The sequence below is a fragment of the Lentzea sp. NBC_00516 genome (assembly GCF_036346835.1).
Lineage (GTDB): Bacteria > Actinomycetota > Actinomycetes > Mycobacteriales > Pseudonocardiaceae > Lentzea > Lentzea sokolovensis.
Genome location: NZ_CP107840.1, coordinates 7,858,464 through 7,882,164, shown reverse-complemented (window position 1 = coordinate 7,882,164; position 23,701 = coordinate 7,858,464). Strand labels below are relative to the sequence as shown.

General features: G+C 69.7%; 25 protein-coding genes. 5 read left to right on the top strand and 20 right to left on the bottom strand.

The features are described 5' to 3' along the window. Positions 1–8 precede the first annotated feature (8 nt). The 4 genes from OG205_RS36380 to guaB form a co-directional block, all read right to left on the bottom strand. The gene (locus tag OG205_RS36380; protein WP_330272390.1) at positions 9–236 is read right to left on the bottom strand and encodes a hypothetical protein; all 228 of its coding nucleotides are present in this window, start codon (positions 234–236) and stop codon (positions 9–11) included. Between the two features lie 39 nt (positions 237–275). Then, complete coding sequence (locus tag OG205_RS36375; protein WP_330272389.1) at positions 276–623, bottom strand: hypothetical protein; 348 nt, start codon at positions 621–623, stop codon at positions 276–278. 62 nt (positions 624–685) lie between these two features. Next, positions 686–1,819 carry a GuaB3 family IMP dehydrogenase-related protein gene (locus OG205_RS36370; protein ID WP_330272388.1) on the bottom strand — a complete coding sequence of 378 codons (1,134 nt, stop codon included), beginning with the start codon at positions 1,817–1,819 and terminating at the stop codon, positions 686–688. 52 nt (positions 1,820–1,871) lie between these two features. Then, positions 1,872–3,383 (bottom strand): IMP dehydrogenase, encoded by a 1,512-nt coding sequence (gene guaB / locus OG205_RS36365; protein ID WP_330272387.1) that lies wholly within the window; start codon positions 3,381–3,383, stop codon positions 1,872–1,874. Positions 3,384–3,525: 142 nt separating this feature from the next. Between guaB and OG205_RS36360 the strand changes: the two genes are divergently transcribed. After that, complete coding sequence (locus tag OG205_RS36360) at positions 3,526–3,909, top strand: DUF5319 domain-containing protein (protein ID WP_330272386.1); 384 nt, start codon at positions 3,526–3,528, stop codon at positions 3,907–3,909. A gap of 94 nt (positions 3,910–4,003) precedes the next feature. Here OG205_RS36360 and OG205_RS36355 read toward each other — a convergent pair whose 3' ends face one another. The 5 genes from OG205_RS36355 to OG205_RS46845 all read right to left on the bottom strand — a co-directional run bounded on the left by OG205_RS36355 (position 4,004) and on the right by OG205_RS46845 (position 8,323). After that, positions 4,004–4,885: an anti-sigma-D factor RsdA gene (locus OG205_RS36355; protein ID WP_330272385.1), complete on the bottom strand. Its 882-nt coding sequence runs from the start codon at positions 4,883–4,885 to the stop codon at positions 4,004–4,006. Next, positions 4,886–5,458, bottom strand: a complete 573-nt coding sequence (locus OG205_RS36350; RefSeq protein ID WP_191298233.1) for a sigma-70 family RNA polymerase sigma factor — start codon at positions 5,456–5,458, stop codon at positions 4,886–4,888. It abuts the gene before it with no gap. A gap of 307 nt (positions 5,459–5,765) precedes the next feature. Beyond that, positions 5,766–6,362: a response regulator transcription factor gene (locus tag OG205_RS36345; protein WP_030471988.1), complete on the bottom strand. Its 597-nt coding sequence runs from the start codon at positions 6,360–6,362 to the stop codon at positions 5,766–5,768. A gap of 81 nt (positions 6,363–6,443) precedes the next feature. Next, complete coding sequence (locus tag OG205_RS36340) at positions 6,444–7,337, bottom strand: hypothetical protein (protein ID WP_330278302.1); 894 nt, start codon at positions 7,335–7,337, stop codon at positions 6,444–6,446. A gap of 47 nt (positions 7,338–7,384) precedes the next feature. After that, entirely contained in the window at positions 7,385–8,323 is a 939-nt protein-coding gene (locus OG205_RS46845) for a MerR family transcriptional regulator (protein WP_442916851.1), read from the bottom strand. Between the two features lie 180 nt (positions 8,324–8,503). Between OG205_RS46845 and OG205_RS36325 the strand changes: the two genes are divergently transcribed. Continuing rightward, positions 8,504–8,800 (top strand): WhiB family transcriptional regulator, encoded by a 297-nt coding sequence (locus OG205_RS36325; RefSeq protein ID WP_330272384.1) that lies wholly within the window; start codon positions 8,504–8,506, stop codon positions 8,798–8,800. Positions 8,801–9,015: 215 nt separating this feature from the next. On the opposite strand, the gene groL is transcribed toward OG205_RS36325, so the two are convergent. After that, complete coding sequence (groL, locus tag OG205_RS36320) at positions 9,016–10,644, bottom strand: chaperonin GroEL (RefSeq protein ID WP_330272383.1); 1,629 nt, start codon at positions 10,642–10,644, stop codon at positions 9,016–9,018. 82 nt (positions 10,645–10,726) lie between these two features. Then, a complete protein-coding gene (groES, locus tag OG205_RS36315) occupies positions 10,727–11,020 on the bottom strand; it encodes a co-chaperone GroES (RefSeq protein WP_030478362.1) in 294 nt (97 codons plus the stop codon). A 175-nt stretch (positions 11,021–11,195) separates the two neighbouring features. Between groES and OG205_RS36310 the strand changes: the two genes are divergently transcribed. Continuing rightward, entirely contained in the window at positions 11,196–12,701 is a 1,506-nt protein-coding gene (locus OG205_RS36310) for an alkaline phosphatase D family protein (protein WP_330272382.1), read from the top strand. Here OG205_RS36310 and tsaD read toward each other — a convergent pair whose 3' ends face one another. The 3 genes from tsaD to tsaB are packed head-to-tail and all read right to left on the bottom strand — an operon-like array spanning position 12,702 to position 14,885. Beyond that, positions 12,702–13,757: a tRNA (adenosine(37)-N6)-threonylcarbamoyltransferase complex transferase subunit TsaD gene (tsaD, locus tag OG205_RS36305; protein ID WP_330272381.1), complete on the bottom strand. Its 1,056-nt coding sequence runs from the start codon at positions 13,755–13,757 to the stop codon at positions 12,702–12,704. Then, entirely contained in the window at positions 13,750–14,208 is a 459-nt protein-coding gene (gene rimI / locus OG205_RS36300) for a ribosomal protein S18-alanine N-acetyltransferase (RefSeq protein ID WP_330272380.1), read from the bottom strand. Before rimI ends, tsaD begins: the two co-directional genes overlap by 8 nt. Then, positions 14,205–14,885: a tRNA (adenosine(37)-N6)-threonylcarbamoyltransferase complex dimerization subunit type 1 TsaB gene (tsaB, locus tag OG205_RS36295; RefSeq protein ID WP_330272379.1), complete on the bottom strand. Its 681-nt coding sequence runs from the start codon at positions 14,883–14,885 to the stop codon at positions 14,205–14,207. Before tsaB ends, rimI begins: the two co-directional genes overlap by 4 nt. Positions 14,886–14,959: 74 nt before the next feature. Here tsaB and OG205_RS36290 point away from each other — a divergent pair, with 74 nt between their 5' ends. Next, entirely contained in the window at positions 14,960–16,309 is a 1,350-nt protein-coding gene (locus tag OG205_RS36290) for an acyl-CoA synthetase (RefSeq protein WP_330272378.1), read from the top strand. Between the two features lie 64 nt (positions 16,310–16,373). Here the strand turns inward: OG205_RS36290 and OG205_RS36285 are convergent, their stop codons facing one another. The 6 genes from OG205_RS36285 to glmS all read right to left on the bottom strand — a co-directional run bounded on the left by OG205_RS36285 (position 16,374) and on the right by glmS (position 22,709). After that, positions 16,374–16,715 (bottom strand): hypothetical protein, encoded by a 342-nt coding sequence (locus OG205_RS36285; RefSeq protein ID WP_330272377.1) that lies wholly within the window; start codon positions 16,713–16,715, stop codon positions 16,374–16,376. 63 nt (positions 16,716–16,778) lie between these two features. Beyond that, positions 16,779–17,240 (bottom strand): tRNA (adenosine(37)-N6)-threonylcarbamoyltransferase complex ATPase subunit type 1 TsaE, encoded by a 462-nt coding sequence (gene tsaE, locus OG205_RS36280; RefSeq protein WP_330272376.1) that lies wholly within the window; start codon positions 17,238–17,240, stop codon positions 16,779–16,781. Next, the gene (locus tag OG205_RS36275; protein ID WP_330272375.1) at positions 17,237–18,334 is read right to left on the bottom strand and encodes an alpha/beta fold hydrolase; all 1,098 of its coding nucleotides are present in this window, start codon (positions 18,332–18,334) and stop codon (positions 17,237–17,239) included. Before OG205_RS36275 ends, tsaE begins: the two co-directional genes overlap by 4 nt. Beyond that, positions 18,331–19,416, bottom strand: coding sequence for an alanine racemase (alr, locus tag OG205_RS36270; RefSeq protein WP_330272374.1), 1,086 nt, complete (start codon positions 19,414–19,416; stop codon positions 18,331–18,333). Before alr ends, OG205_RS36275 begins: the two co-directional genes overlap by 4 nt. A gap of 50 nt (positions 19,417–19,466) precedes the next feature. Then, positions 19,467–20,849 (bottom strand): NAD(P)H-hydrate dehydratase, encoded by a 1,383-nt coding sequence (locus OG205_RS36265; protein WP_330272373.1) that lies wholly within the window; start codon positions 20,847–20,849, stop codon positions 19,467–19,469. Further along, positions 20,850–22,709 carry a glutamine--fructose-6-phosphate transaminase (isomerizing) gene (gene glmS, locus OG205_RS36260; RefSeq protein ID WP_330272372.1) on the bottom strand — a complete coding sequence of 620 codons (1,860 nt, stop codon included), beginning with the start codon at positions 22,707–22,709 and terminating at the stop codon, positions 20,850–20,852. 134 nt (positions 22,710–22,843) lie between these two features. Between glmS and OG205_RS36255 the strand changes: the two genes are divergently transcribed. Further along, positions 22,844–23,671 carry a dienelactone hydrolase family protein gene (locus OG205_RS36255; protein WP_330272371.1) on the top strand — a complete coding sequence of 276 codons (828 nt, stop codon included), beginning with the start codon at positions 22,844–22,846 and terminating at the stop codon, positions 23,669–23,671. Positions 23,672–23,701 lie beyond the last annotated feature (30 nt).

The following is a 23,701-nucleotide window of genomic DNA, read 5'->3' as shown; positions in this document are numbered from 1 at the left end:
CCGTCGACTCAGAAGACCAAGCCCTCGATCACCCACACCATGAACGCCACGGCCAGCGCCGTGATCACCAGCCCACCGCAGACGAACAGGGTCAGCATCTTCCAGCCGATGCCCCCGACTCGCTCGTCGACCTCCTCTGGCGCTTCCTCGATCTCGAACTCTTGGACTTCGGCGTCCGGGTCGATCGTGTCCACATCGCTGTTCTTGCCGTCGCCGAACAAGGCATCCAGTTCCACGCACAAAAGGACGCGCGGAGTAGCCGTCTGGTTGCAAGATCAGGTTTGGGCCCACGCGGCGATCGGGAGGCTGAGGTAAACGCCCACGTCAGCGAGGCCGCAAGCGTCGGCGATGGTCTTGCACAGTTCGTCGACCCGGTCCTGGCGGTTGGCGGCGCGGCTCTCGAACCACTTCGAGCGGACCTCGACAACGATGTCCATGCCGCTGACGTCGAACGGGCCGCGCGGGCGGAAGCGCAGTTCCACGTCGCCGGGCCGCAGGTCGCCGTTGTAGGGCTCTTCCGGGCACTCGACCGCCACCGAGACGGCGTGCGGGAGCATTGCCGCCAGTTCCTTGAGCACTGCGTGGGGGACGTGGGGTGCGTAGGTGATCTCGACGAGCGGCACGGCGTCCAGCAAAGCAGAGGGGCGCGTCCCGGCTGGAACGCGCCCCTCTGCGAGTTGATCTCTCAGCCGCGGATGGTCAGGCCGACCTTCTGGAACTCCTTGAGGTCCGAGTAGCCGGTCTTGGCCATGGCCCGCTTGAGAGCGCCGAACAGGTTCGTCACGCCGCGCGGGTCGGCGGACGGGCCGAACAGCAGCTGGCGCAGGTCGAGCTCCTGGTCCACCGCGTCGGCGACGAGGCTGCGCGGCACGGACGGGTGCGCGGACGACGCCGTCCAGTACAGGCCCTGGCCCGGTGCCTCGGTCGCGGCGGCCAGCGGCTCGCCGAGCATCACGGCGTCGGCACCGCAGGCGATGGACTTCGCCACGTCGCCCGAGGTCGTGACGCCGCCGTCGGCGATGACGTGCACGTAGCGGCCGCCGGTCTCGTCGAGGTAGTCGCGGCGCGCGGCCGCGGCGTCGGCGATCGCGGTGGCCATCGGCACGCCGATGCCCAGCACCGAGTCGGTGGTGGTGACGCCGGGCGTGTAGCCGTACCCGACGATCACGCCCGCCGCGCCGGTGCGCATGAGGTGCATGGCGGTGCGGTAGTCACCGACACCGCCGGCGATCACCGGGATGTCGAGGTCCGCGATGAACGACTTCAGGTTCAGCGGCTCGCCATCACGCGACACGTGCTCGGCCGAGATGATCGTGCCCTGCACAACCAGGATCTCGACGCCCGCGGCCAGCAGGTCCGGCGTCAGCTCGGCAGCGCGCTGCGGGCTGACGCGGACCGCGACCGTGACGCCCGATTCGCGGATCTGCTTGACCGCCTCGGCGATCAGGTCCATCCGCAGCGGCGCGGAGTGCAGCTCCTGCAGGACCTTCACGGCCGCCGCCGGGTCGTCGCTGTCCTCGGTCGCCTGGACCAGGCGGAACAGCGCCTCGTCCACGTCGCCGTGGCGGGCCCAGAGGCCCTCGGCGTTGAGCACACCGAGGCCACCGAGCTCACCGATCGCGACCGCCGTGCCCGGCGACACGATGGCGTCGGTCGGGTGGGTGATCAGCGGGATGTCGAAGCGGTAGGCATCGATCTGCCACGTCGTGGAGACGTCCTTCGACGACCTCGTCCGACGCGACGGGATGATCTCGATGTCGTCCAGCTCGTAGGCCCGCCTCGCGGTCCGGCCCATGCCGATCTCGACCAGATCGCGCACCTGTGGTTCCTCTCCAAAGCTTTAGAACGAGCCTTCAACCAGCCCGAACACCCTAACGGGTGGTGTAGTTCGGGGCTTCGACGGTCATCGTGATGTCGTGCGGGTGGCTTTCCTTCAGGCCGGCCGCGGTGATGCGCACGAGCTGCTGGTTCTGCAGCTCGGCGATCGTGTGGGAGCCCGTGTAGCCCATCGCCGCGCGCAGACCGCCGTTGAGCTGGTGCACGACCTGCGACAACGGGCCGCGGAACGGCGTGCGGCCCTCGATGCCCTCGGGGACGAGCTTGTCCTCGTTGAGGACGTCGTCCTGGAAGTAGCGGTCCTTCGAGAACGACTTGTTCTCGCCACGGGACTGCATCGCGGCCAGCGAGCCCATGCCGCGGTAGGTCTTGAACTGCTTGCCGTTGACCAGGATCAGGTCGCCGGGCGCCTCCTGGGTGCCCGCGAGCAGCGATCCGAGCATCACGGCGGACGCGCCGGCCGCGATGGCCTTGGCGATGTCGCCGGAGTACTGGATGCCGCCGTCACCGATCACCGGCACACCGGCAGGGGTGCAGGCCAGCGACGCCTCGTAGATCGCGGAGATCTGCGGCACGCCGACACCGGCGACGACGCGCGTGGTGCAGATCGAGCCGGGACCGACACCGACCTTCACGCCGTCCGCGCCCGCGTCCACCAGCGCCTGGGCACCGGCCCGCGTCGCGACGTTGCCGCCGACGACGTCCGCCGAGTCGCCGAGCTCCTTCTTGATGCGGGCGACCATCTCCAGCACGCCGCGCGAGTGCCCGTGGGCCGTGTCGACCATCAGCACGTCCACACCCGCCTCGGCGAGCGTCATCGCGCGGACGAACGAGTCCTCGCCCACACCCACGGCGGCGGCGCACAGCAGACGGCCGTCCGGGTCCTTGGTGGCCATCGGGTACTGCTCGGTCTTGACGAAGTCCTTGACCGTGATCAGGCCCTTGAGCTTGCCGTCACCGTCGACGATCGGCAGCTTCTCGACCTTGTGGCGGCGCAGCAGGCCGAGCGCGGCCTCTGCCGAGACACCGACCTGCGCGGTGACCAGTGGGCCCTTGGTCATGACCTCGATCACGCGCTTGGAGTGGTCGAGCTCGAACCGCATGTCGCGATTCGTGATGATGCCGACGAGCTTGTTGCTCTCGTCGGTCACCGGCACGCCGGAGATGCGGTAGCGGGCGCACAGCGCGTCCACCTCGGCCAGCGTGGCGTCGGGCGAACAGGTGACCGGGTCGGTGACCATGCCGGCCTCTGACCGCTTGACGGTCTCGGCCTGCCGGGCCTGGTCCTCGATGCTCAGGTTGCGGTGCAGCACGCCGATGCCGCCCTGACGTGCCATCGAGATCGCCATCCGGCCCTCGGTGACCGTGTCCATGGCGGCGCTGGCCAGCGGAATCCTGAGGGTGATGTTGCGCGAGATCCTGGTGCTCGTGTCGACGCCACTCGGAACGACGTCGGACTCGGCAGGCAGCAGGAGCACGTCGTCGAAGGTCAGCCCCAGCATGGCGAACTTCTGCGGGACTCCATCAGCGTTGAGCTCGCTGGTCATAGCGGGTGACATGCCTTCCGTCGTGCGGTCTGCGCTCTGCCTGCCCTTTTGGGGTCCTGCGTGTCCAGTTTCCGCAGGCGGAGGCGGTGCGACCCATGGTATCTGGACGACCGAGGGGGTACGGCGGGTACCGTGCGGGGTCGTGCCGCACGACGCGTTGCCACCAGACCCCTTCGCGGGTGACCCAGAAGACCCCGCACTCTCCCTGGGCGAACCGCACCACGACCATCCCCCGATGGACGAAGACGAGCGAACAGAGCTGGTCAGCGACCTGAGCGACCTCGCCGTCTATCAAGCGCTGCTGGAACACAGAGGCGTGCGCGGCATCGTCGTGGACTGCGGCGAGTGCGAGGAACCGCACTATCACGACTGGGCACTGTTGCGAGCCTCACTCGAACAACTCCTCGCCGACGGCCGCATGCGCCCGCACGAGCCGGCCTTCGACCCGAACCCCGGCTCCTACGTCAGCTGGGAGTACTGCCGGGGATACGCGGACGGCGTCACGGCCAGCGAGTCGGCCCGCTGACCGCTGGACCGGTCACATTCCACCTGACGTGTGAACGCCTGAGCATGTGAACGGCCCCTGACCTCGAAAGATCAGGGGCCGTTCACACTGCGTCTCAGTTGGAGCCGGTCGTCTCGCCGACGGTCTCACCGATGCCGGTCGACCCGGTCTCCCCACCGGGGTCCGGCGGCGGAGGCGGCGGCGGGTTCTCCTCGCCGTTCGACGTCGGCGGCGCCGGAGTCTCCGACGAGGGCGGCGTCGACGGCTGCGTGGTCGACGGCACGCTCGACGGCTGCGTGGAGGACGGCGTCGTGGGCTCCGACGTCTTGGTCGGTTTCGGCGGCTTCGGCGTCGTCGTGGACGGCGGCGTCGAGGTGTTGGTGTCGAGCTCCTTTTCGAGCTCCTTGTGCTTCTCCTCGAGCTTCTGCTTGCCGTCGGCCGTGGACACCGACTCGAGGCTGGCGCCGATCTTGTTCAGCTTCTCCCGGGCCTCGTCGACCTTGCCCTCGCGCAGGGCGAGGCGGGCCGACTCGAGGTCGGTGTTGATGATGGCCGCTGCCTCGATCGACTTCGCGTGCTCGGAGTACAGCACTCGCGTGAGACCCCAGAGCGCGTCGCCGGGCTGGGCGTCGCGGGCCACGAGGCTCACGCCGGTGAAGGCGATGGCCAGGACCGCCGCGGCGCTCGCCAGCGGGATCAGGAAGCGGTGCCTGCTCACCGGCTGCGGGCGCGCAGCCTGGATCGTGGCGATCGCCGTGTCGGTGTCGACGAGCTCGCCGAACGGCTCGGTCTCCACCTCGTTGCGCCATGCGAGCAGCAACGCGTTCAGCTCGTCATCGGCCACATTGCCGGCCGCGCCCGGTGTCGCCGACCCCAGCGCGTCCAGCAGCCTGTCATCAGCCTGTACAGCCGAAAGATCATCTGCGACGGGTTCGTGCGGGGCTCTATCGTCCTGTCCGCGCACTTCCTCGTCGTCCTTCCCGTGTTCGTCGGCCACTCAGACCACCTCCTCCGCTGCCAGCGACTTGCGCAGTCGAGCCAGCGCACGGTGTTGCGCCACCCGAACCGCACCCGGAGTCGAACCAACCGCCTCGGCAGTTTCCTCGGCGGACAGTCCGACCACCACCCTCAACAGCAGGATCTCCCGCTGCTTCTCCGGCAGGACGCGCAGTAGGACGGCCATCCGCTCGGAGAGTTCGCCCTGCATCGCCCGCTGCTCCGGACCAGCTTCGGTCTCCGGCGCGTCGGGAACTTCGGGAACGGGCTCGGAGCGGTTCCTGGCGGCAGACCGATGTGCATCGGCGACCTTGTGCGCCGCGATCCCGTACACGAAAGCGAGGAAGGGCCGACCCTGATCGCGGTAGCTGGGCAATGCCGTGAGCACCGCGAGACACACCTCCTGGGCCACATCGTCCGCCGAAGCGAAGCTTCGCTCCTGCCTTCCAACTCGGGCGCGGCAGTACCGCACCACCAGAGGACGAATGGAGGCCAGCAGGCGTTCGATCGCCTGGCGGTCGCCGTCGACGGCCGCGCCCACTTCGGCGTCCAGTCCGTCCCCCAAGTTGGTCATCGCAGACAACAGCCCTGGTGTTACTTGTTGGCGTACCGACATAGAACAGCACGAGTCACTCACAGCGACCCGTTGCAGCGCCTTCACCGTACCGGTCTTCAGGCCTTCTGTTCATAGGCGGGGTATGGACACCCCGCGTGAACAGCAGACACGCCCGAACGGCTGACAGCCCGGCGACATTGTCACCGGGCTGGGCTAATTGCGCGACCTGAGGAACACCGGTCGCACGAGTGAGCCCTCTCACGCCACCGGCCCCGCTTCCCCACATGCGGCATATGAGGATGCGGGGCCGGTGCGGCGAGAGCGACTACTGAACGAGGCCTCGCCGGAAGCCGTGCGCGACCGCTTGAGCGCGGTCACGAACACCGAGCTTGCGGAAGAGACGACGGGCGTGCGTCTTGACCGTGTCCTCCGACAGGTAGAGCTCGCGGCCGATCTGGCCGTTGCTCTTGCCCTGGCTCATGCCACGCAGCACCTGGAGCTCACGCTCCGTGAGCTGCACTCCGGGGTCGGAGGGCTGACGAGGCGCCGGCACCGAGGTGCTGGCGAGCGTGTGCGCGAGGGCCGCCACAAGCTCGGGACGCGACGCGTCCCACCTCAGGTAGCCACGAGCGCCGCCGGCGATCGCCGCGGCGATGCTTCCGGCGTCGTCGGGGGCTCCGAAGACGATGACGTTTGCCTGCGGATTCGCTGAGACGAGCCGACGGGTAGCTTCAACCCCGGTCGGGACAGCGCGCTGAGTTCCCACCAGCACGACGTCGACCGGCTGCCTTGAAAAGCGAGCCAACAACTCGTCACCGTGCGCTACGCAGTCGATGCGGCTGACCCCAGGGACAGCCGACATCACGCGGGTGAGACCCTCCCGCACGCTGCGCCGGTCGTCGCAAATAAGGACCGTGGTCACGAGGACTCCTTTCCTGCAGCCGAGTGACGTTCCATCTCCCCTATCGGACGCTGGCGGGCCAACCTTGACACGATCCGGTGCTTAATCCGTCAAGAAGTTCGTCTGAGGGTCTGCGTTCGGGGGTTCCCCGGAACGGAGCAGCCCGGTCGGCACCCACGGGGAATCAAGGGCGACCTGTCGGCTGACCGCATCAGCTCTGCGTAACACGCAGCTCAGGGCCTCCGTCGCCCGGTCGATGGCGACTGCGCCCACCGTGGGGGCATGACCCACCAGGACAAGAGCGCTCGGCCAGATCAACGGATGAAGTCCCTTCCCGGCGCTGTGATTTAGCTCACACTCGACCAGTTCAACCCCGCGGTTCAGGCCGTCGGGTGTCCCCCACACGACCAACGAGGTGCCCAGAACGAGTGCCGACTTGAGCTCGTGCCGGAGCGCCTTTCTGCTCGTCGCCACGGCGTGAGCAGCCTCAGCGGGCGCCACCGCGGCCTGCGCCCGGCCGGACGCCAGCTCGATCTCGGCGGTCACCCAGCCCTTGCGGACCTCACTCCTCCACGAGTGCGTCTCAACTCGTGCGAGCAACCCGCGGGCCTCTCCCAGGCGTTGAGCACCCAGCGAATCGGCCGCGAGACCGAGCAGGGCGTCCATCCGGGCACCCGCGGCGTCGATCCCGTCCGGGTCGCCGCGGTCCGCGGACCGGACGCGGGCGAGCGCCGCTCCGTCGAGGGGACGGGCGAGGTGATGGGCCCCTAGCTGACGGTGGTGCGACGCGCGAGTCGAGAGGGAGAGGGACGCGATCACCTGGTCGGGGTCGTGGCGGAGCGCGTCCAACGCGGTGGCAGCGGCCGCGTAATGGCCCTGACCACCCAGAACGACGGCCGCGAGCCACCGGGCCCGAGAGCTGGGGGACGCCAGCGCGGCCCAGACGTCGAGATCGGGTGAATCACCGAAGGCGGCCCGGCGCAGCTCCTGCTCCATCACGGCGAGGAGTCTGCCGTCAGGTGAGGGACCGTGGGTGCGAGGCCTCAGGTGACGGCCGACTCCACCGCGTCCACCGCGGCAGCGAGGTCCTCCACCCGCTCCGCCGGAGCCGTCACCACACCACGCCTCCAGCCGGGCCCGCCCACGAACAACCTCACCTGCTGCCGGGTGCGCGGCAGAGCGGTGATCACCCCCGGATCGGCGTAGCGCGGCAACTGCGCCCACAGCACCACCGCGGCGGGCGCGGTACGGCGTACGGCGGCGGCCAACGCGTCCACGGGCAACGCCGCCCCGAGCTGCCGGACGACGACGCCTCGGCGCGCCAGTTCCGCGGCCAACGGGTAGAGGGGAAGGTTGTGCCTCTCCTCCGGCATGCACGCCAGCAGCACGGGCCGATGGTTGCGTCCGGAGGTGACGAGCGGTGTCGCGCGCACGAACGCCGCGAGCACGCACTCGTTCAGCAGGTGCTCGACCTCGACGCCGGCCCCGGAGAGCTGCCACCGCGCGGCGACGGCCGTCAGCACCGGTCGCACGACCTCGTTCCAGGTGGTGATCACGCCGTCGGACGCCAGCGAGTCGGCGAGCATCCCCTGGACGGCGATGGAGTCCATCGCGATGGCCGCGCGGCCCAATCCGCGCGCCAATCGAGACGCTCCTGGCAATTTCAGTCCACGTCCACCCGATGGTGCGACGGGAACCACTCCGGGTGTCATCGACGATTTCGAGTCGAGCGCGAAACGGGCGGCTTCGGCGGAAGACGCGCCACGCAGAAGAGCGCGTTGCATCAATTCGAGGCGGGCCACGTCCGGGGGCCCGTATTTCCGGTGCCGCCCCACGGTGTGGCCGGTAGGACCGAGTCCGTAGCGGCGGTCCCAGGTGCGCAGGGTGGCGGGTGCCACGCCGAGTCGCCTGGCCACCGCGGCCACTGAGAGAACGGGCTCACTCGTGTGACTCCCGGCAGAGGTGTGCTCCGGCGGTGTCATCACGAGAGCCATGTTCCGTTCACCTCATCCGGGCGGCAACTCCGGGCGGTGAGTGATCGAACACGCGTGCCGTCACCCATCAGTTGATAAGGGTCTTCAGCCTCTTGAACAAGTTTTGACGCGGTTCTACGGTGGATCATCGTTAAGCCGAATGGAGCAGTCGTCACGGAGGCGGTCTCGATGGCGGACACCCGAAGGCTCCCCGGTCCCAACGCAGACGTGTGGGACTGGCAGATGCGCGGTTCGTGCCGGGGCATGGACAGTGCGTTCTTCTTCCACCCCGACGGTGAACGGGGCCCGGCGAGATCTCGGCGGGAAGCTCGCGCCAAGGCCGTCTGCCTCGCCTGCCCGGTGTTGGAGATGTGTCGCAGGCACGCGCTCGCGGTGCAGGAACCGTATGGAATCTGGGGCGGGCTCTCGGAATCGGAGCGCGACCACATCATCAAGGCACGAAAGCGGCAATTGGCAATAGTCTGAACAATAAAACCGGGGCGGCACCAAACGAAATGGTGCCGCCCCGGTTTTATTTGAGCTCGAACTTCAGCCCTCGAACCTCACCCGCGAGTTCGCGCCGGTCGTCCGGTCACCCGCTCGGGCCGAAATCGGCGGAGCCCATTTCGGTGCGAGCGAGTCGGCCGGACGGCCGGCTTCCCGGCGAACTCGCCGCCGTCTGCGCAGCAGCGGCCAGAGACTCAGTGGCCGTGCCCGTGTCCGTGGCCGTGTCCGGCCGCGGAGGAAGCGGGCTCGTCCGCCTTCTTCTCGACGATGGCGCTCTCGGTCGTGAGCACCATGCGCGCGATGGAGGCGGCGTTCGCCACGGCGGAACGCGTGACCTTGACCGGGTCGATGATGCCCTGCTCGAGCAGGTCACCGAACTCCAGCGAGGCGGCGTTGATGCCGAAGCCCCACTCGCCCTCGCGGACCTTGTTCACCACGACGGCGCCTTCGAGGCCGGCATTCGCGGCGATCCAGAACAGCGGCGCGGACAGGGCCTTCGCGACGAGCGCGACACCCGTGGCCTCGTCACCCGTGAGGCCGAGGCCACCTTCGAGCACCTTGGCGCCGTGCACGAGAGCGGAGCCACCGCCGGGGACGATGCCCTCCTCGACCGCGGCCTTGGTAGCGGCGACCGCGTCCTCGATGCGGTGCTTGCGCTCCTTGAGCTCGGTCTCGGTGGCGGCGCCGACCTTGATCACGGCGATGCCGCCGGAGAGCTTCGCGAGGCGCTCCTGGAGCTTCTCGCGGTCCCAGTCGGAGTCCGTGTTCTCGATCTCACGGCGCAGCTGCTCCGCGCGGCCGGCGATGTCGGCCTTGGCGCCGCCGCCGTCGACGATCGTGGTGTCGTCCTTGGTCACGACGACGCGGCGGGCGGAGCCCAGCTGCTCGAGCGTGGTCTCGGCCAGCTTGAGGCCGATCTCCGAGGAGATCACCTCGCCGCCGGTGACGACCGCGAGGTCGTCCAGGAACGCCTTGCGGCGGTCACCGAAGAACGGCGCCTTCACGGCGACGACCTTCAGGGTCTTGCGGACGGCGTTGACCACCAGCGTGGACAGGGCCTCGCCCTCGACGTCCTCGGCGACGATCAGGAGCGGCTTGCCGGACTCCGCGACCTTCTCGAGGATCGGGAGGACGTCGGCCAGCGCCGAGATCTTCTCGCGGTGCAGCAGGATGCGGACGTCTTCGTAGACGGCCTCCTGCGCCTCGAGGTCGGTCGAGAAGTGCGTCGACACGTAGCCCTTGTCGAACTGCACGCCCTCGGTGATGACCAGCTCGGTCGCGAGCGTGGACGACTCCTCGACGGTGATGACACCGTCCTCGCCGACGCGCTCGATGGCCTCGCCGAGCAGGGCGCCGATGGACTCGTCACGCGAGGAGACGGTGCCGACCTGCGCGATGTTCTCGCGGCCCTTGACCGGGGTGGCCTTGGCCTTGAGCGCGTCCACGACGGCGTCGGAGGCGGCCTGGATGCCACGGCCGAGCGCGGTCGGGTTCGCGCCCGCGGCGATGTTGCGCAGGCCTTCCTTGACCAGGGCCTGCGCCAGCACGGTGGCGGTGGTGGTGCCGTCACCCGCGACGTCGTTGGTCTTGGTGGCGACCGACTTGGCGAGCTGCGCGCCGAGGTTCTCGAACGGGTCGTCCAGCTCGATCTCGCGAGCGATGGTGACGCCGTCGTTGGTGACCGTCGGGCCACCGAACTTCTTGTCGAGGACGACGTGGCGCCCGCGCGGGCCAAGGGTGACCTTGACCGTGTCCGCGAGCTTGTTGACGCCGCGCTCGAGTGCCCGACGAGCGTCCTCGTCGAAGCTGATCTGCTTGGGCATTACTTGAAGCCTCTCTGAGTAGCGAAACGCCCCGGACACCCCGGATGGGGCGCCGGGGCGTCAGTCATGACAGCCGCGCGTCCTAGTTGACGACGGCCAGCACGTCGCGAGCGGAGAGGATCAAGTACTCCTCGCCGTTGTACTTGACCTCGGTGCCGCCGTACTTCGAGTAGATGACGACGTCGCCGACAGCGACGTCCAGCGGGACGCGGTTGCCCTTGTCGTCGATGCGGCCGGGGCCCACCGCGAGGACCTTGCCCTCCTGGGGCTTCTCCTTCGCGGTGTCCGGGATCACGAGGCCGGAGGCGGTCGTCGTCTCGGCCTCGGAGGCCTGAACGACGATCTTGTCCTCAAGCGGCTTGATGTTCACGCTCACCGGGATGACCTCCACGGGTCGTTGGCAGGTTCGTTTGATTAACGGCTCCTGCCACCCCGCCGTCGCGGGGGTCGGGGCGGTGCTGGTGCCGTGCAATTGGCACTCTACCCACGAGAGTGCCAAGCCTTCAACGAGACCCCCGAACCGATCACCATCCGGGAACCGTATTCAGGGCATGTCCACGTTGACGCGACGAACGCTGCTGCTCGCCGGGGTGGCGGGAGTCACAGCGTTCTCGGTCGCCGCCTCGGCCCGGCCGAGCGACCCTTTCACACTCGGTGTGGCCTCGGGCGACCCGGCACCCGACGGAGTGGTTCTGTGGACGCGGCTGGCCGTCGAACCGCTCGCGGAGGACGGCCTCGGAGGCATGCCGAGCCGTCCGATCGAGGTCCAGTGGCAGGTCGCCGACGACGAACGATTCACCCGAATTGTTCAGCGCGGCTCCACCACCGCTCGACCTGAAGAGGCTCACAGCGTCCACGTGGAGCTCGTCGGGCTGGAGCCGGGCCGCGAGTACTTCTACCGCTTCAAGGCCCTCAACCACCTCTCGCGGACGGGCCGTACGCGCACGACACCGCCTCCTGACTCGCTGCAGGTACCGCTGACGATGGCCTTCGCGTCGTGCGCGCAGTACGAGCACGGCTACTTCACGGCCTACCGCAGGCTCGCGGAGGACGAGCCCGACCTGGTGCTGCACCTCGGCGACTACACCTACGAGTACGAGAGCGGCATCCACGTCGCCCCGAGCGGCAACGTCCGGCACGTCGAGGGACCGACCACCACGACGCTCGCCGGCTACCGGCGGCGGCAGGCGCAGTACAAGACCGATCCCGACCTGCAGGCCGCGCACGCCGTGGCGCCTTGGGCGGTCATCTGGGACGACCACGAGGTCGACAACAACTGGGCGGGGCTGCTGCCGGACAAGCCGCAGCCGGACTTCCCCGTGCGGAGGGCCGCGGCCGTCCAGGCCTACTACGAGAACATGCCTTTGCGCAGGTCATCAAGGCTGTACCGGCGGATCGGCTGGGGCTCGCTCGCGACGTTCCACATGCTCGACACCCGCCAGTACCGGACCGACCAGGCCTGCGGCGACGGGCTGCAGCTCTGTCCCGAACGGCTGGAGCCGGAACGCACGATGCTCGGCGCCGCGCAGGAGGAGTGGCTGTTCGACGGCTTCCGCGGCTCGCGGGCGCGCTGGGACGTGCTCGGTCAGCAGGTGTTCTTCTCGCAGTACGACTACATCCCCGGCGAGGTCGACAAGTTCCTGCTCGACGCGTGGGACGGCTACGTCGCCGACCGGGACCGGGTCGTGGCGGCGCTCGCGGACGTGCGGAACCCGATCGTGCTGACCGGGGACGTGCACGCGGCGTGGGGTGCGGAGGTCAAACAGCGGTGGGACGACCCGTCGTCGAAGACCTTGGCGACCGAGCTCGTGACGACGTCGATCACGGCCGGTGGCGACGGGTCGGAGGACTACGCCGAGACACCGCTGTGGCTGCGCGAGAACCCGCACGTGAAGTACTTCAACAACCGGCGCGGGTACACCGTGAGCAGGTTCACGCCCGATGAGCTGCGCACGGACTTCCGCGGGCTCGACTACGTGACGAGACCGGGGTCGCCCGTGCGCACCAAAGCCACTTTCGCGGTGGAAGACGGAAAACCTGGCCTCCACCGCCTCTGATCAAAAGATCTGGACCGTGCTGACCGGAAGGCCCGGCGTGGTCGAGATGTCCATCGGGGACGGCTTGGCGCCCGCCGCGACGAGGTGGGCGCCGAGCGCCGCGATCATCGCGCCGTTGTCGGTGCACAGCCGTGGCCTCGGCACGCGCAGTTCGATGCCCGCCTCGGCACAGCGTTCGGCGGCGAGTCCGCTCAGGCGCGAGTTGGCCGCGACGCCGCCGGAGATCACCAGCGTGCCGACGTCCAGGTCCTTCGCGGCGCGGATCGCCTTGGCGGTCAGCACGTCCGCGACGGCCTCCTGGAACGACGCGGCGACGTCGGCCAGCGGGATCTCCTCGCCGGCCCGCTCCGCGCGTTCGACCCAGCGGGCGACCGAGGTCTTCAGGCCGGAGAACGAGAAGTCGTACTTCGCGTCGCGCGGGCCGGTGAGGCCGCGCGGGAACGCGATCGCGCAGCCGTTGCCCTGCTTGGCGAGCTTGTCGATGGGCGGGCCGCCGGGGTACGGCAGGTCGAGCAGCCGCGCGACCTTGTCGTACGCCTCGCCGGCCGCGTCGTCCACGGTGGACCCGATCTCGGTGATCGAGTTCGCCAGGCCGCCCTCGATCAGCAGCAGCTGCGAGTGGCCGCCGGAGACCAGCAGCGCGAGGCAGCGCTGCGGCAACGGGCCGTGCTGCAACGTGTCCGCGGCGACGTGGCCCGCGAGGTGGTTCACGCCGTAGAACGGCTTGCCGAGCGCGGCCGCGTACGCCTTCGCGGCGGACACGCCGACCAGCAGCGCGCCGGCCAGACCCGGTCCCGCGGTGACGGCGATGGAGTGGATCTGGGAGAGCTCGACCTTCGCGGTGTCGAGCGCCCGGCGCAGGGTCGGCACCAGGGCTTCGAGGTGGGCGCGCGAGGCGACCTCCGGCACGACGCCGCCGAAGCGGGCGTGCTCCTCGACGCTGGAGGCGACCTCGTCGGCGAGCAGTTCGAGCGAGCCGTCCGGACCGAGGCGGACGATGCCGAAGCCCGTCTCGTCGCACGAGCTCTCGATGCCCAGAATCAAACGATCAGACACTTTGAGCAGGCCTTCCCATCGTGTACGCGTCGGCACCCGACGGCTGGTAGTAGCGGCGGCGCAGGCCGAGTTGGTCGAAGCCGTGCGCCTTGTACATCGCGATCGCGGGCTCGTTGTCCGTGCGGACTTCGAGGTAGACCGGCACGTTGATCTCGTCGACGCGGGCCAGCAGGTCCTTCAGCATCGTCTTGCCGACGCCCCTGCCCTGCCAGTGCCCGATGACGGCGATCGTGTGCACGCTGGCCTCGTACTGGCTGACGGCGAGCCCGGCGTACCCGATCAGCTCGGCGTCGGCGTACGCGCCGATGTAGTAGTTGCCGTTGTCGAGCTCGCTGTGGAACGCGTTCTCGCTCCACGGGTCGTCGCCGGGGAACAACGCCAGCTCGATCTCGTGGCACCTGGGCACGTCGGCGTGCCGCAGAGGCGCGAGCGTGACGGTGCCGGTGGTCATGCCCTGGTCACCCGCTTGCGCCCGGTGGGCTCGACGGCGTCGGGACGGCGCAGGTAGAGCGGGGTGAGCGCGGCCGGGCGGGCCTTGGCGAGCACCTCGGCGGCCGCGGCGGCGACCAGGCCCTCGGGACTCGGGTGCTTGGCTTGGAGCAGCTCCAAGCCGAGGATCTCGGCGTAGATCTCGGCGCCCTCACCGGTCGCCTGGCGCACGCCCAGGGCGGGCAGCTTCTCGGCGAGGTCCTGCGGGCGCTCGACGTGCGGGCCGTCCGTGCGGCGACCGGCGGCGTCATAGGCGGCCCAGTAGACCTCCCTGCGCCGCGCGTCCGTCGCGACGAGCAGCGGGTGGCCGCTGGCGGCGTCCTTGGCGATGGCGTCCGGGGTGGCGACCGGGTAGACGGGCCGGTTGAGCGCCTGGCCGAGCGCGGCGGCGGTGGCGAGGCCGACCCGCAGGCCGGTGAAGGGCCCGGGACCCGCGCCCACGACGATGGCGTCGAGGTCGGCGAACGTCTTCCCGGCTTCCGCGAGCGCGGCGCTGATGTGCGGGGTGAGCAGCTCGCCGTGCGCCTTGGCGTTGAGCGTCACCCGCTTCGCGAGCAGGCGCGGCGGGGAGTCTGGCGCGAGTTCGACCACACCGGCGGTGACTGCGGGGGTGGCCGTGTCGACGGCGAGCACTAGCACGATTGTCCAGGGTAGTACGTGTGCAGAACCACACTTCCGATGCGTCCTCAAGGCACTCGTACGACCCTGGATCCATGTTCGCTGAACCGAGTGACCGCGAGGCTCTCCGCTTCGGAGACGCGTCCCTGACCTACGCCGAGCTGCACCAGGCCGCGGGCACTCTGGCCGAACGGTTGCGGGGCCACACACGGGTCGCCGTCTGGGCGACCTCGACGCTGGAAACGTGCGTCTCGGTCGTGGCGGGACTCAAAGCGGGCGTCGCGATCGTGCCGCTCAACCCCAAGCTCGGCGAGCGCGAACTGGAGCACATCCTCGGCGACAGCACGCCGGATCTGGTGCTGCGCGACGAGCCGATCGTGTTCGGCGCGCCCGGCACGTTCGACGAGCCGGGTCCGGAGACTCCCGCGCTGGTCATCTACACCTCGGGCACGACCGGGCCGCCCAAGGGCGTGGTGCTGCCCCGCCGGTCGCTGACCTCGAACATCGACGCGCTGGCCAAGGCCTGGCAGTGGACCGCGGACGACGTGCTGGTGCACGGGCTGCCGTTGTTCCACGTGCACGGCCTGGGCATCGGCGTCCTCGGCCCGCTGCGGCTCGGCGGTGCGGTGCGGCACGTGAAGTTCTCGCCGGAGGCCATCGGCCACGAGTTCGCGAACGGCGCCACGATGATGTTCGGCGTTCCGACGATGTACCACCGGATCGCCGAGGCCGTGGAGAACGACCAGAAGCTCGCCGACCAGTTCCGCACGGCTCGGCTGCTGGTCTCCGGAAGTGCCGCGCTCCCGGCGAGCGACCACGAGCGGATCGCGAGGGCCACCGGTCAGGGGATCGTCGAGCGGTACGGGATGAGCGAGACGCTGATGAACGTCAGCGTGCGGTTCGACGGTGATCGCCGGCCGGGCGCGGTCGGGCTGCCGGTGGACGGCGTCGACGTCCAGGTGGTGGACGAGCAGGGCGACGGCGTGGACGACGGCGCGATCGGCGAGATCGAGGTGCGCGGGCCGAACCTGTTCCTGGAGTACCTCAACCGTCCGGACGCGACCGAAGAAGCGTTCCGGGACGGGTGGTTCAGGACCGGCGACATGGCGGTGCGCGATCCCGACGGCTACATCCGCATCGTCGGGCGGCGGGCCACGGACCTCATCAAGAGCGGTGGCTACAAGATCGGCGCGGGCGAGATCGAGAACGTCCTGCTGGAGCATCCGTCGGTGGCCGAGGTGGCGGTGACGGGCGAGCCGGACGACGACCTGGGCGAGCGGATCGTGGCGTGGGTGGTTCCAGCGGGCGAAGCGCCGGAACCATCAGCCCTCAGCGATCACGTCGCGAAGTTGTTGTCGCCGCACAAGAGGCCGCGAGTGGTGCGCTATCTGCAGGCCCTGCCGCGCAACGAGATGGGCAAGGTCCTCAAACGAGAGTTGTCCTGAAAGGACTGTCGTGGGGGATGGCCGACGGGCTCGTCCGGCCATCCCCCACGACGTTCCGGGGCTGTCAGCCAGCCGAGTTGCCGTTGCAGGCGACGTAGGACGGCGAGTGGTCAACCGTGAAGACCTCGAGCGGGCCGTTCCACTGCCACGGCGCGACACACGCGTTGTTCAGCACGCTGATGCCAGAACCACCGGCGGCGTGGTTGTCGTTGCACGCGGCGTAACCCGGGGCGTGGCCCTCGTGCAGCAGCGAGATCGGGCCGTTCCACTGCCACGGCGCGGCACAGAGGTTGTCGGCAACGCTGATGCCACCGTGGCGGTCGTGCTCGCCGGCGGAGGCGGGAGCAGCGGCCGCGAGGAGCGCGCCACCGATGACTGCGGTTGCGAAGAGCGTCTTCTTGATCATGCGAGTCTCATCGGCCCGTCACGCTCTGTCCTTAATGGACGTCACCCCATGAGTGAGAGAACGTCACACAGGCAGGGGACGTGCGCTCCACTCGCCGTGCGGGATCAGCTGAGCTGTGCGAACGTCGTCGGTTCCGCGTTCGAGCCGGATCAGCAGATGATCTTCGTTCAGGCGTTCCGCGACACCCTCGCCCCACTCGACGGCGACCACGGCGTCGACCAGGTCCGTGTCCAGGTCAAGATCGTCCAGCTCGTCCAGGTGACCCCCGAGCCGGTACGCGTCGACGTGCACCAGCCGCACGCCCCGCCCGTCCTCGGCAGGCTCGTGGACGCGGGCGACGACGAACGTCGGCGAGGACACCCGGCCCTGCACGCCGAGGCCAAGCGCGAGGCCGCGCACCAGCGCCGTCTTCCCCGCTCCCAACGGCCCGGCGAGCAGCAGCAGGTCGCCCGCCCGCACCACTTCACCCAGCTTGCGGCCGAACTCCTCGGTGTCCTCCACCAGGGGCAGTTCGACGGTCTTCACGCTCGGCGCCACCACTTCTTCCGACTCTCTCCGCGATCGGTCGCGCAGCGTTCGACGAGCGCGACCAGGTGGTCGTTGACGAGATCAGCCTGCTCCATCATCACCATGTGCCCGGCACCGGGGGCCCGCACCAGAGTGGCGTGCGGCATCTCCTCCGCCATCCTCTCGGCGTGCGAGAACGGCGTGAGCTTGTCCGCGTCACCACTCAGGATCAGCACCTCGCAGTGCCGCAACCCGGCGAGCGCCTTGTAGCGGTCGTGCGTGCCGAGGGTCTCCAGGAAGTCGGTGAGCACCTTCACCGTGGTCCCGTTGATCATCTTCTCCATCAGGTCCACCAGGGAAGGTGCGACCTTGCGGTCACCGAACGCCAGCGCACGGATACCGCTCCACGTCAGGGTTTTCGTGCCCTTGCGGACCCACTCGACGAGTCCGGGCTGCATGCCCGCGAGCCGGCCGACGCCCATCGTCACCGGGTTGTACCGCGACAGCACGGACTTCGGCAGCCCCGCACCGCCCACGGCTCCGGCGGCCGTGCCGATCAACGCGACGCCGCGCACCCGTTCCTCGAAGAGCTCCGGGTGCTTCTCGGCCAGCGCCATGATCGTCATGCCACCCATGGAGTGGCCGACGAGCACCAAAGGGCCCTCCGGCACGACCGAACGGATCACCGAGTCGAGGTCGAGCGCGAGCTGGTCGATCGTGCTGTTCTCGACGGAGGACTTCCCGGAACGGCCGTGGCTGCGCTGGTCGTAGAGCACCTGGTGGACGCGCGGGTCGAGCAGCTCGGCCAGGTCGCGGCGCTGGAAGTGGAAGCAGCGGCGGTCCAGCGCGAACCCGTGCACCAGGACGACGGTGATGTCCGGCTCGCCGCCGTCCGCCGGGTCGATCTCCTCGACGGAGATCGGCACGCCGTCCTCGGCGGCGACCGTCGACTCGCGATCGGGCCTCAGTTGACCGAGCGGCTCGTCAGCGAGGCTGTCGGACGCGGTCTTGCGCTCGTGCGAGACCTTCGCGGTCTGCGCCACGGCCGCACCGGCGACGACGGCACCGACCGCGCCACCGACCCATCCGACGACCTTCCACACCGGCTTCACGTGTAGATCCTCCGCACCCTGGGCCGGTACATCCCGCAGACGATCTCGTAGTCGATCGTCCCGGTCAGTTCCGCCCACTCCGTCGCCGTCGGCTCCCCCCGGCGCCCGTCGCCGAACAGGACGACCTCGGCACCCTCCGCGATCTCGTCGTTCCCGCAGTCCACGACGATCTGGTCCATGCAGACACGGCCGACCACCGGGCGGCGTCTCCCGTCCAGGAGCACCTCCATCCGGCCGGAGAGCGCCCTCGGGACACCGTCCGCATACCCCGCGGGCACCAGTGCCAGCGTCGTGTCGGTCTGCGCTGTCCATGTCATCCCGTAGGAGACCGACTCACCTGCGGGGATACGTTTCGTGAGCGCCACGTGCGACCGGTAGCTCATGACCGGCCTCAGGTCGTGGTCGGTCGGCACCGGGTTCAGCCCGTACACGGCGATGCCGGGCCTGACGATGTCGAAGTGCAGATCGGGCCTGGTCAGCAAGGCCGCGGAGTTCGCGATGTGCCGCTTCGGGGTCAGGCCGAAGCTCTTCGCCACCTCGTAGGCGTCGTCGAACCTCTTGGCCTGCAGGTCGATGGACGGGTCGCCGATCTCGTCCGCGGACGCGAGGTGCGACCAGACGGCCACCACCTGATGCTCGCGCGCGGCCTCGACCAGCTCGGGCCAGTCGTGGGGCTGGCAGCCGTTGCGGCTCAGACCGGTGTCGATCTTCAGGTGGATCCGCGGCCGGGCGTCGGCCTCCTCGGCTGCGGCCTCGACTCGGCGCAGGTCCGAGATCGACGCCACGGACATGTCGACGTCGGCCGCGAGACCGGCGGCGAGGTCCTCGTCCGGCGCGTCGAGCCACGCCAGGATCGGGGCCCGGATGCCCGCTGTGCGCAGGGCGAGGGCTTCCTGCGTCGAACAGGAACCGAGCCAGGTCGCGCCGGCTTCCAGGGCCGCGCGGGCGACCTCCACCGCGCCGTGGCCGTAGCCGTCCGCCTTGACGACGGCCATCGTCTCCGCACCGGGAGCGAGGCCGGCGAGCAACGCGACGTTGTGCCGCAGCGCACCGAGGTCGACTACCACTTCTGAACGGGCCATAACCTGTTCATCGTGCCATGACTTCGCAGGCCACAAGTGTGAGCGAGCGCTCAGGACCGGCGAAGTGCCCTGATGGCATCGGGAATGGCCGACATCAGGCCCGACGCGGGCACCGGAGCCCCGTCGGCGCCCAGTTCGGCGGCCAGGACGTGCAGGTAGGCGCCGTAACCCGCGGCCAGGAACGGATCCAGGCCACTCGCCAGCAGCGCGCCGATGATGCCCGACAGGACGTCGCCCGATCCGGCCGTCGCGGGCCAGGACGACGTCGCCGAGTTGACCAGCGCCCGTCCGTCCGGCGCCGCCACGACGGTCCGGTGTCCTTTGAGCAGCACCACGGCGTTGAACCGCTGAGCGGCCTTGCGGGCCGCCGCTACGCGATCCGAGCCGACCGGGCCGGCCAGGCGTTCGAACTCGCGGTCGTGCGGCGTCAGCACCAGGGCGGCATCGGGATCGCGGGCGTCCCAGAGCGACGGGGTCGAGGCCAGCAACGTGATGGCGTCCGCGTCGGCGATCACCGGCACCCCGGCGTCCAGCACGAACCTCACGACCTCGGCGGACGAGCTGCCGGTGCCCATGCCGGGGCCGACGACCCAGGCCTGGACGCGGCCGGCGTCGGTGGTCGAGCCGGTGCAGATCGTCTCCGGCCAGCGGGCGCGGATGGCGTCGGCGGCCGGACCGGCGTAGCGGACCATTCCCGACGTCGCGAGCACGGCGGCGCCGGTGGAAAGCACTGCGGCGCCGGGATAAGTGGCGCTGCCGGCCGCGACTCCCGTGACGCCCTGGGTGTACTTGTCGTCGGACGGGCCCGGCACCGGCCAGGCGATGTCCTCGCGGTCCAGCAGCACGAAGCCGGGATCCACTGGCCTGAGGCCGATGTCGACCAGGTGCACGTCGCCGCAGTCGGCCAGCGCGTGCACCGGCTTGAGGCAGCCGAACGTGACGGTGGTGTGTGCGCGGACGTGCGGTCCGGAGATCTCGCCGGTGTCCGGGTCGATGCCGGAAGGCAGGTCCACGGCCAGAATCGGCGCTGTGACCGTCTCGACCAGTGCTGCCGCGTCAGGACGCAACGGACCCCGTGCGGACAGACCGACGATGCCGTCGATCACCAGGTCCGGAGTACCGGCCTCGGAGACGATCCGCCCGCCCACGCGCCGAAACGCTGCCAGGCCCTCGGCGTGCGCCTTGGCCGGGTCGAGCAACACCGCGGACACCGCGACCCCCCTGCGGCGCAGGAAGTAGCCGGCCCACAGGGCGTCGCCGCCGTTGTTGCCCGCACCCACGAGCAACGTGACGCGGCGCCGTCCGGAAAGAAGCCTGAGGGCGTGGGTGGCCACACCGAACGCGGCCTTGCGCATCAGCGAGCCCGGCGGAACTACCGCCATGAGCTCCTCTTCAGCGGCCTTGACGCGTTCGGTGTGCCAGACGCCTCTCACTCACTCGACGGTAACGGACTTCGCCAGGTTGCGAGGCTTGTCCACGTCGTAGCCGCGGGCGGACGCGATCTCGGCCGCGAGGATCTGCAGCGGCACCGTCGAGATGAGCGGCTGCAACAGCGTCGGGACGGCCGGGATCTCGATCAGGTGGTCCGCGAACGGGCGCACGGTCTCGTCGCCCTCCTCCGCGATCACGATCGTGCGGGCGCCACGGGCCTGGATCTCGCTGATGTTCGACACCAGCTTCGAGTGCAGGACGGCGCGGCCCTTCGGCGACGGCATGACCACGACGACCGGGAGGCCCTCCTCGATCAGCGCGATCGGGCCGTGCTTGAGCTCGCCCGCCGCGAAACCCTCGGCGTGCATGTAGGCGAGCTCCTTGAGCTTGAGCGCGCCTTCCAGAGCCACCGGGTAGCCGACGTGACGGCCGAGGAACAGCACCGCCTTCGAGTCGGCGAGGTCGCGACCGAGCGCGCGGACCTGCTCGGCCGTGGCGAGCACGCGGCGCACGGCGTCGGGCATGGCCTCCAGCTCGTGGAACTCGCGGGCGACCTCGTCCGGGTACTTGGTGCCGCGGGCCTGCGCCAGGGCCAGGCCCACGAGGTAGTTCGCGGCGATCTGGGCGAGGAACGCCTTCGTCGACGCGACACCGATCTCCGGACCGGCGTGCGTGTAGAGGACGGCGTCGGACTCACGGGGGATCTGTGCGCCGTTCGTGTTGCAGACGGCCAGAACACGGGCCTTCTGCTCACGCGCGTGACGCACGGCCTCGAGCGTGTCCGCGGTCTCGCCGGACTGCGACACGGCGACGACGAGCGTGTCGCGGTCGAGCACCGGGTCGCGGTAGCGGAACTCGGAGGCCAGTTCGACCTCGACGGGCAGGCGGGTCCAGTGCTCGATCGCGTACTTCGCGACGAGACCCGAGTGGTAGGCCGAACCACACGCGATGACGAAGACCTTGTCGACGTCGCGCAGGTCCTGGTCGGACAGACGCTGCTCGTCGAGGACGATCCGGCCGTTCGCGAAGTGGCCGCGCAGCGTGTTCGCCAGCGCCTCCGGCTGCTCCTCGATCTCCTTGAGCATGAAGTACTCGTGGCCGCCCTTCTCGGCGGCGCTGAGGTCCCAGTTGACCGTGAACGGCTTGGCCTCGGCGACCTCGCCGTCGAAGTCGGTGACCTCGTAGCCGGAGCGGGTGAGCACGACCATCTGGTCCTGGCCCAGCTCGACGGCTTCCTTGGTGTGCGCGATGAACGCGGCGACGTCACTGGCGACGAAGTACTCGTTGTCGCCGACACCGACGACCAGCGGCGAGTTGCGGCGCGCGGCGACGACCTGGTCGGGCTCGTCGGCGTGCGTGATCACGAGCGTGAACGCGCCCTCGAGCCGGCGCGCGATCTTGCGCACGCTGGCAGGCAGGTCACCCTTCGTGTCGCCCTCGGCGTAGGCGAACGCCACGAGGTGCGCGACCGTCTCGGTGTCGGTGTCGGACGCCATCTCGACGCCGAGGCCTTCGAGCTCGGCGCGCAGCGCGAGGAAGTTCTCGATGATGCCGTTGTGCACCACGGCGACGCGGCCGGTGGCGTCGCGGTGCGGGTGCGAGTTCTTGTCGATCGGCGCGCCGTGCGTCGCCCACCGGGTGTGGCCCATGCCGACGGTGCCCGCGAAGTTGTCGCGGCCCACCTCGTCGAGCCTCGTCTCCAGGTTCTGCAGCCGTCCGGCCTTGCGTTCGACGGCGAGGTCGTCGCCTGTCACGACCGCGACGCCCGCCGAGTCGTAACCCCGGTACTCGAGGCGCCTCAGCCCGTCCAGCACGACGTCGAGCGCCGACTGGTGACCCACGTATCCCACGATTCCGCACACGGAAAACAGACTAGCTAGACCACGCCGCTAACCCTAATGAGTGAGGGGGCTCTGTTTGCGCAGGTCACACGCCCATGTGGTGTAGACCAATCTCAGGTGTGGTGCGCGCGACAGGATCGACTACGGTTCACGGCATGGCTCGCCGCGTGATCACGCTGACCGCGAAACAGGCCCTTGAGCAGCTCAGCAGGCCTGGCCCGCACCCCGTGCTGCGCGGCGACCTCGCGCTCGTCGGCCTGCCGGGCGTGATCTTCACGCCCCAGTCCGGCCTCGGTCTGCCCGCCGTCGCGTTCGGACACGGCTGGATGCAGCCCGTACGCCGCTACCACGGCCTTTTGCGACACCTGGCGTCGTGGGGCGTGGTCGCCGCGGCACCGGCCGTGGAGCGCGGCCCGCTGCTGTCGGCGCGGGTGCTGGCGGCGAACCTGCTGACCACTTTGGACATTTCCACCGGCGTGCGGCTCGGCACCGGGGAGATCAGCGTCGACCCGTCGCGGCTGGCCCTCGCCGGGCACTCGATGGGCGGCGGCGCGGCGGTGCTGGCGGCGTCGACCGCGGACCGCATCAGGGCCGTTGTGACTTTGGCCGCAACGGAGACGCGGCCCTCCGCTCTGGACGCGGCACGGGAGGTGCGCGCGCCCGGACTGCACCTCGCGGCGGGCGAGGACCGCATCGCACCACCCGTCGGCCACGCCGAGGCGATCGCCCAGGCCTGGGGCGGCCCCGTGCAACTGCGGCTGCTGCCCAAGGCCTCGCACCTCGGGTTCACCGAGGGCAGGCACTGGAGCGAGCTCATGCTCGACGGCAGCGCCGAACGCGGATCGCAGAAGCTCGGACGCGCGTTCGTGACGGCGTTCATGCTGCGCGTGCTGACCGGCGACAAGACGTACGACGAACTGCTGGACACCGACCTGAAGAGCGCGAATCTCGTCTTCCAGCGGGAAGCCCTGCGTCAGCGCTGACGGCGAGAGGCCCGCACCGGCGTCGGTGCG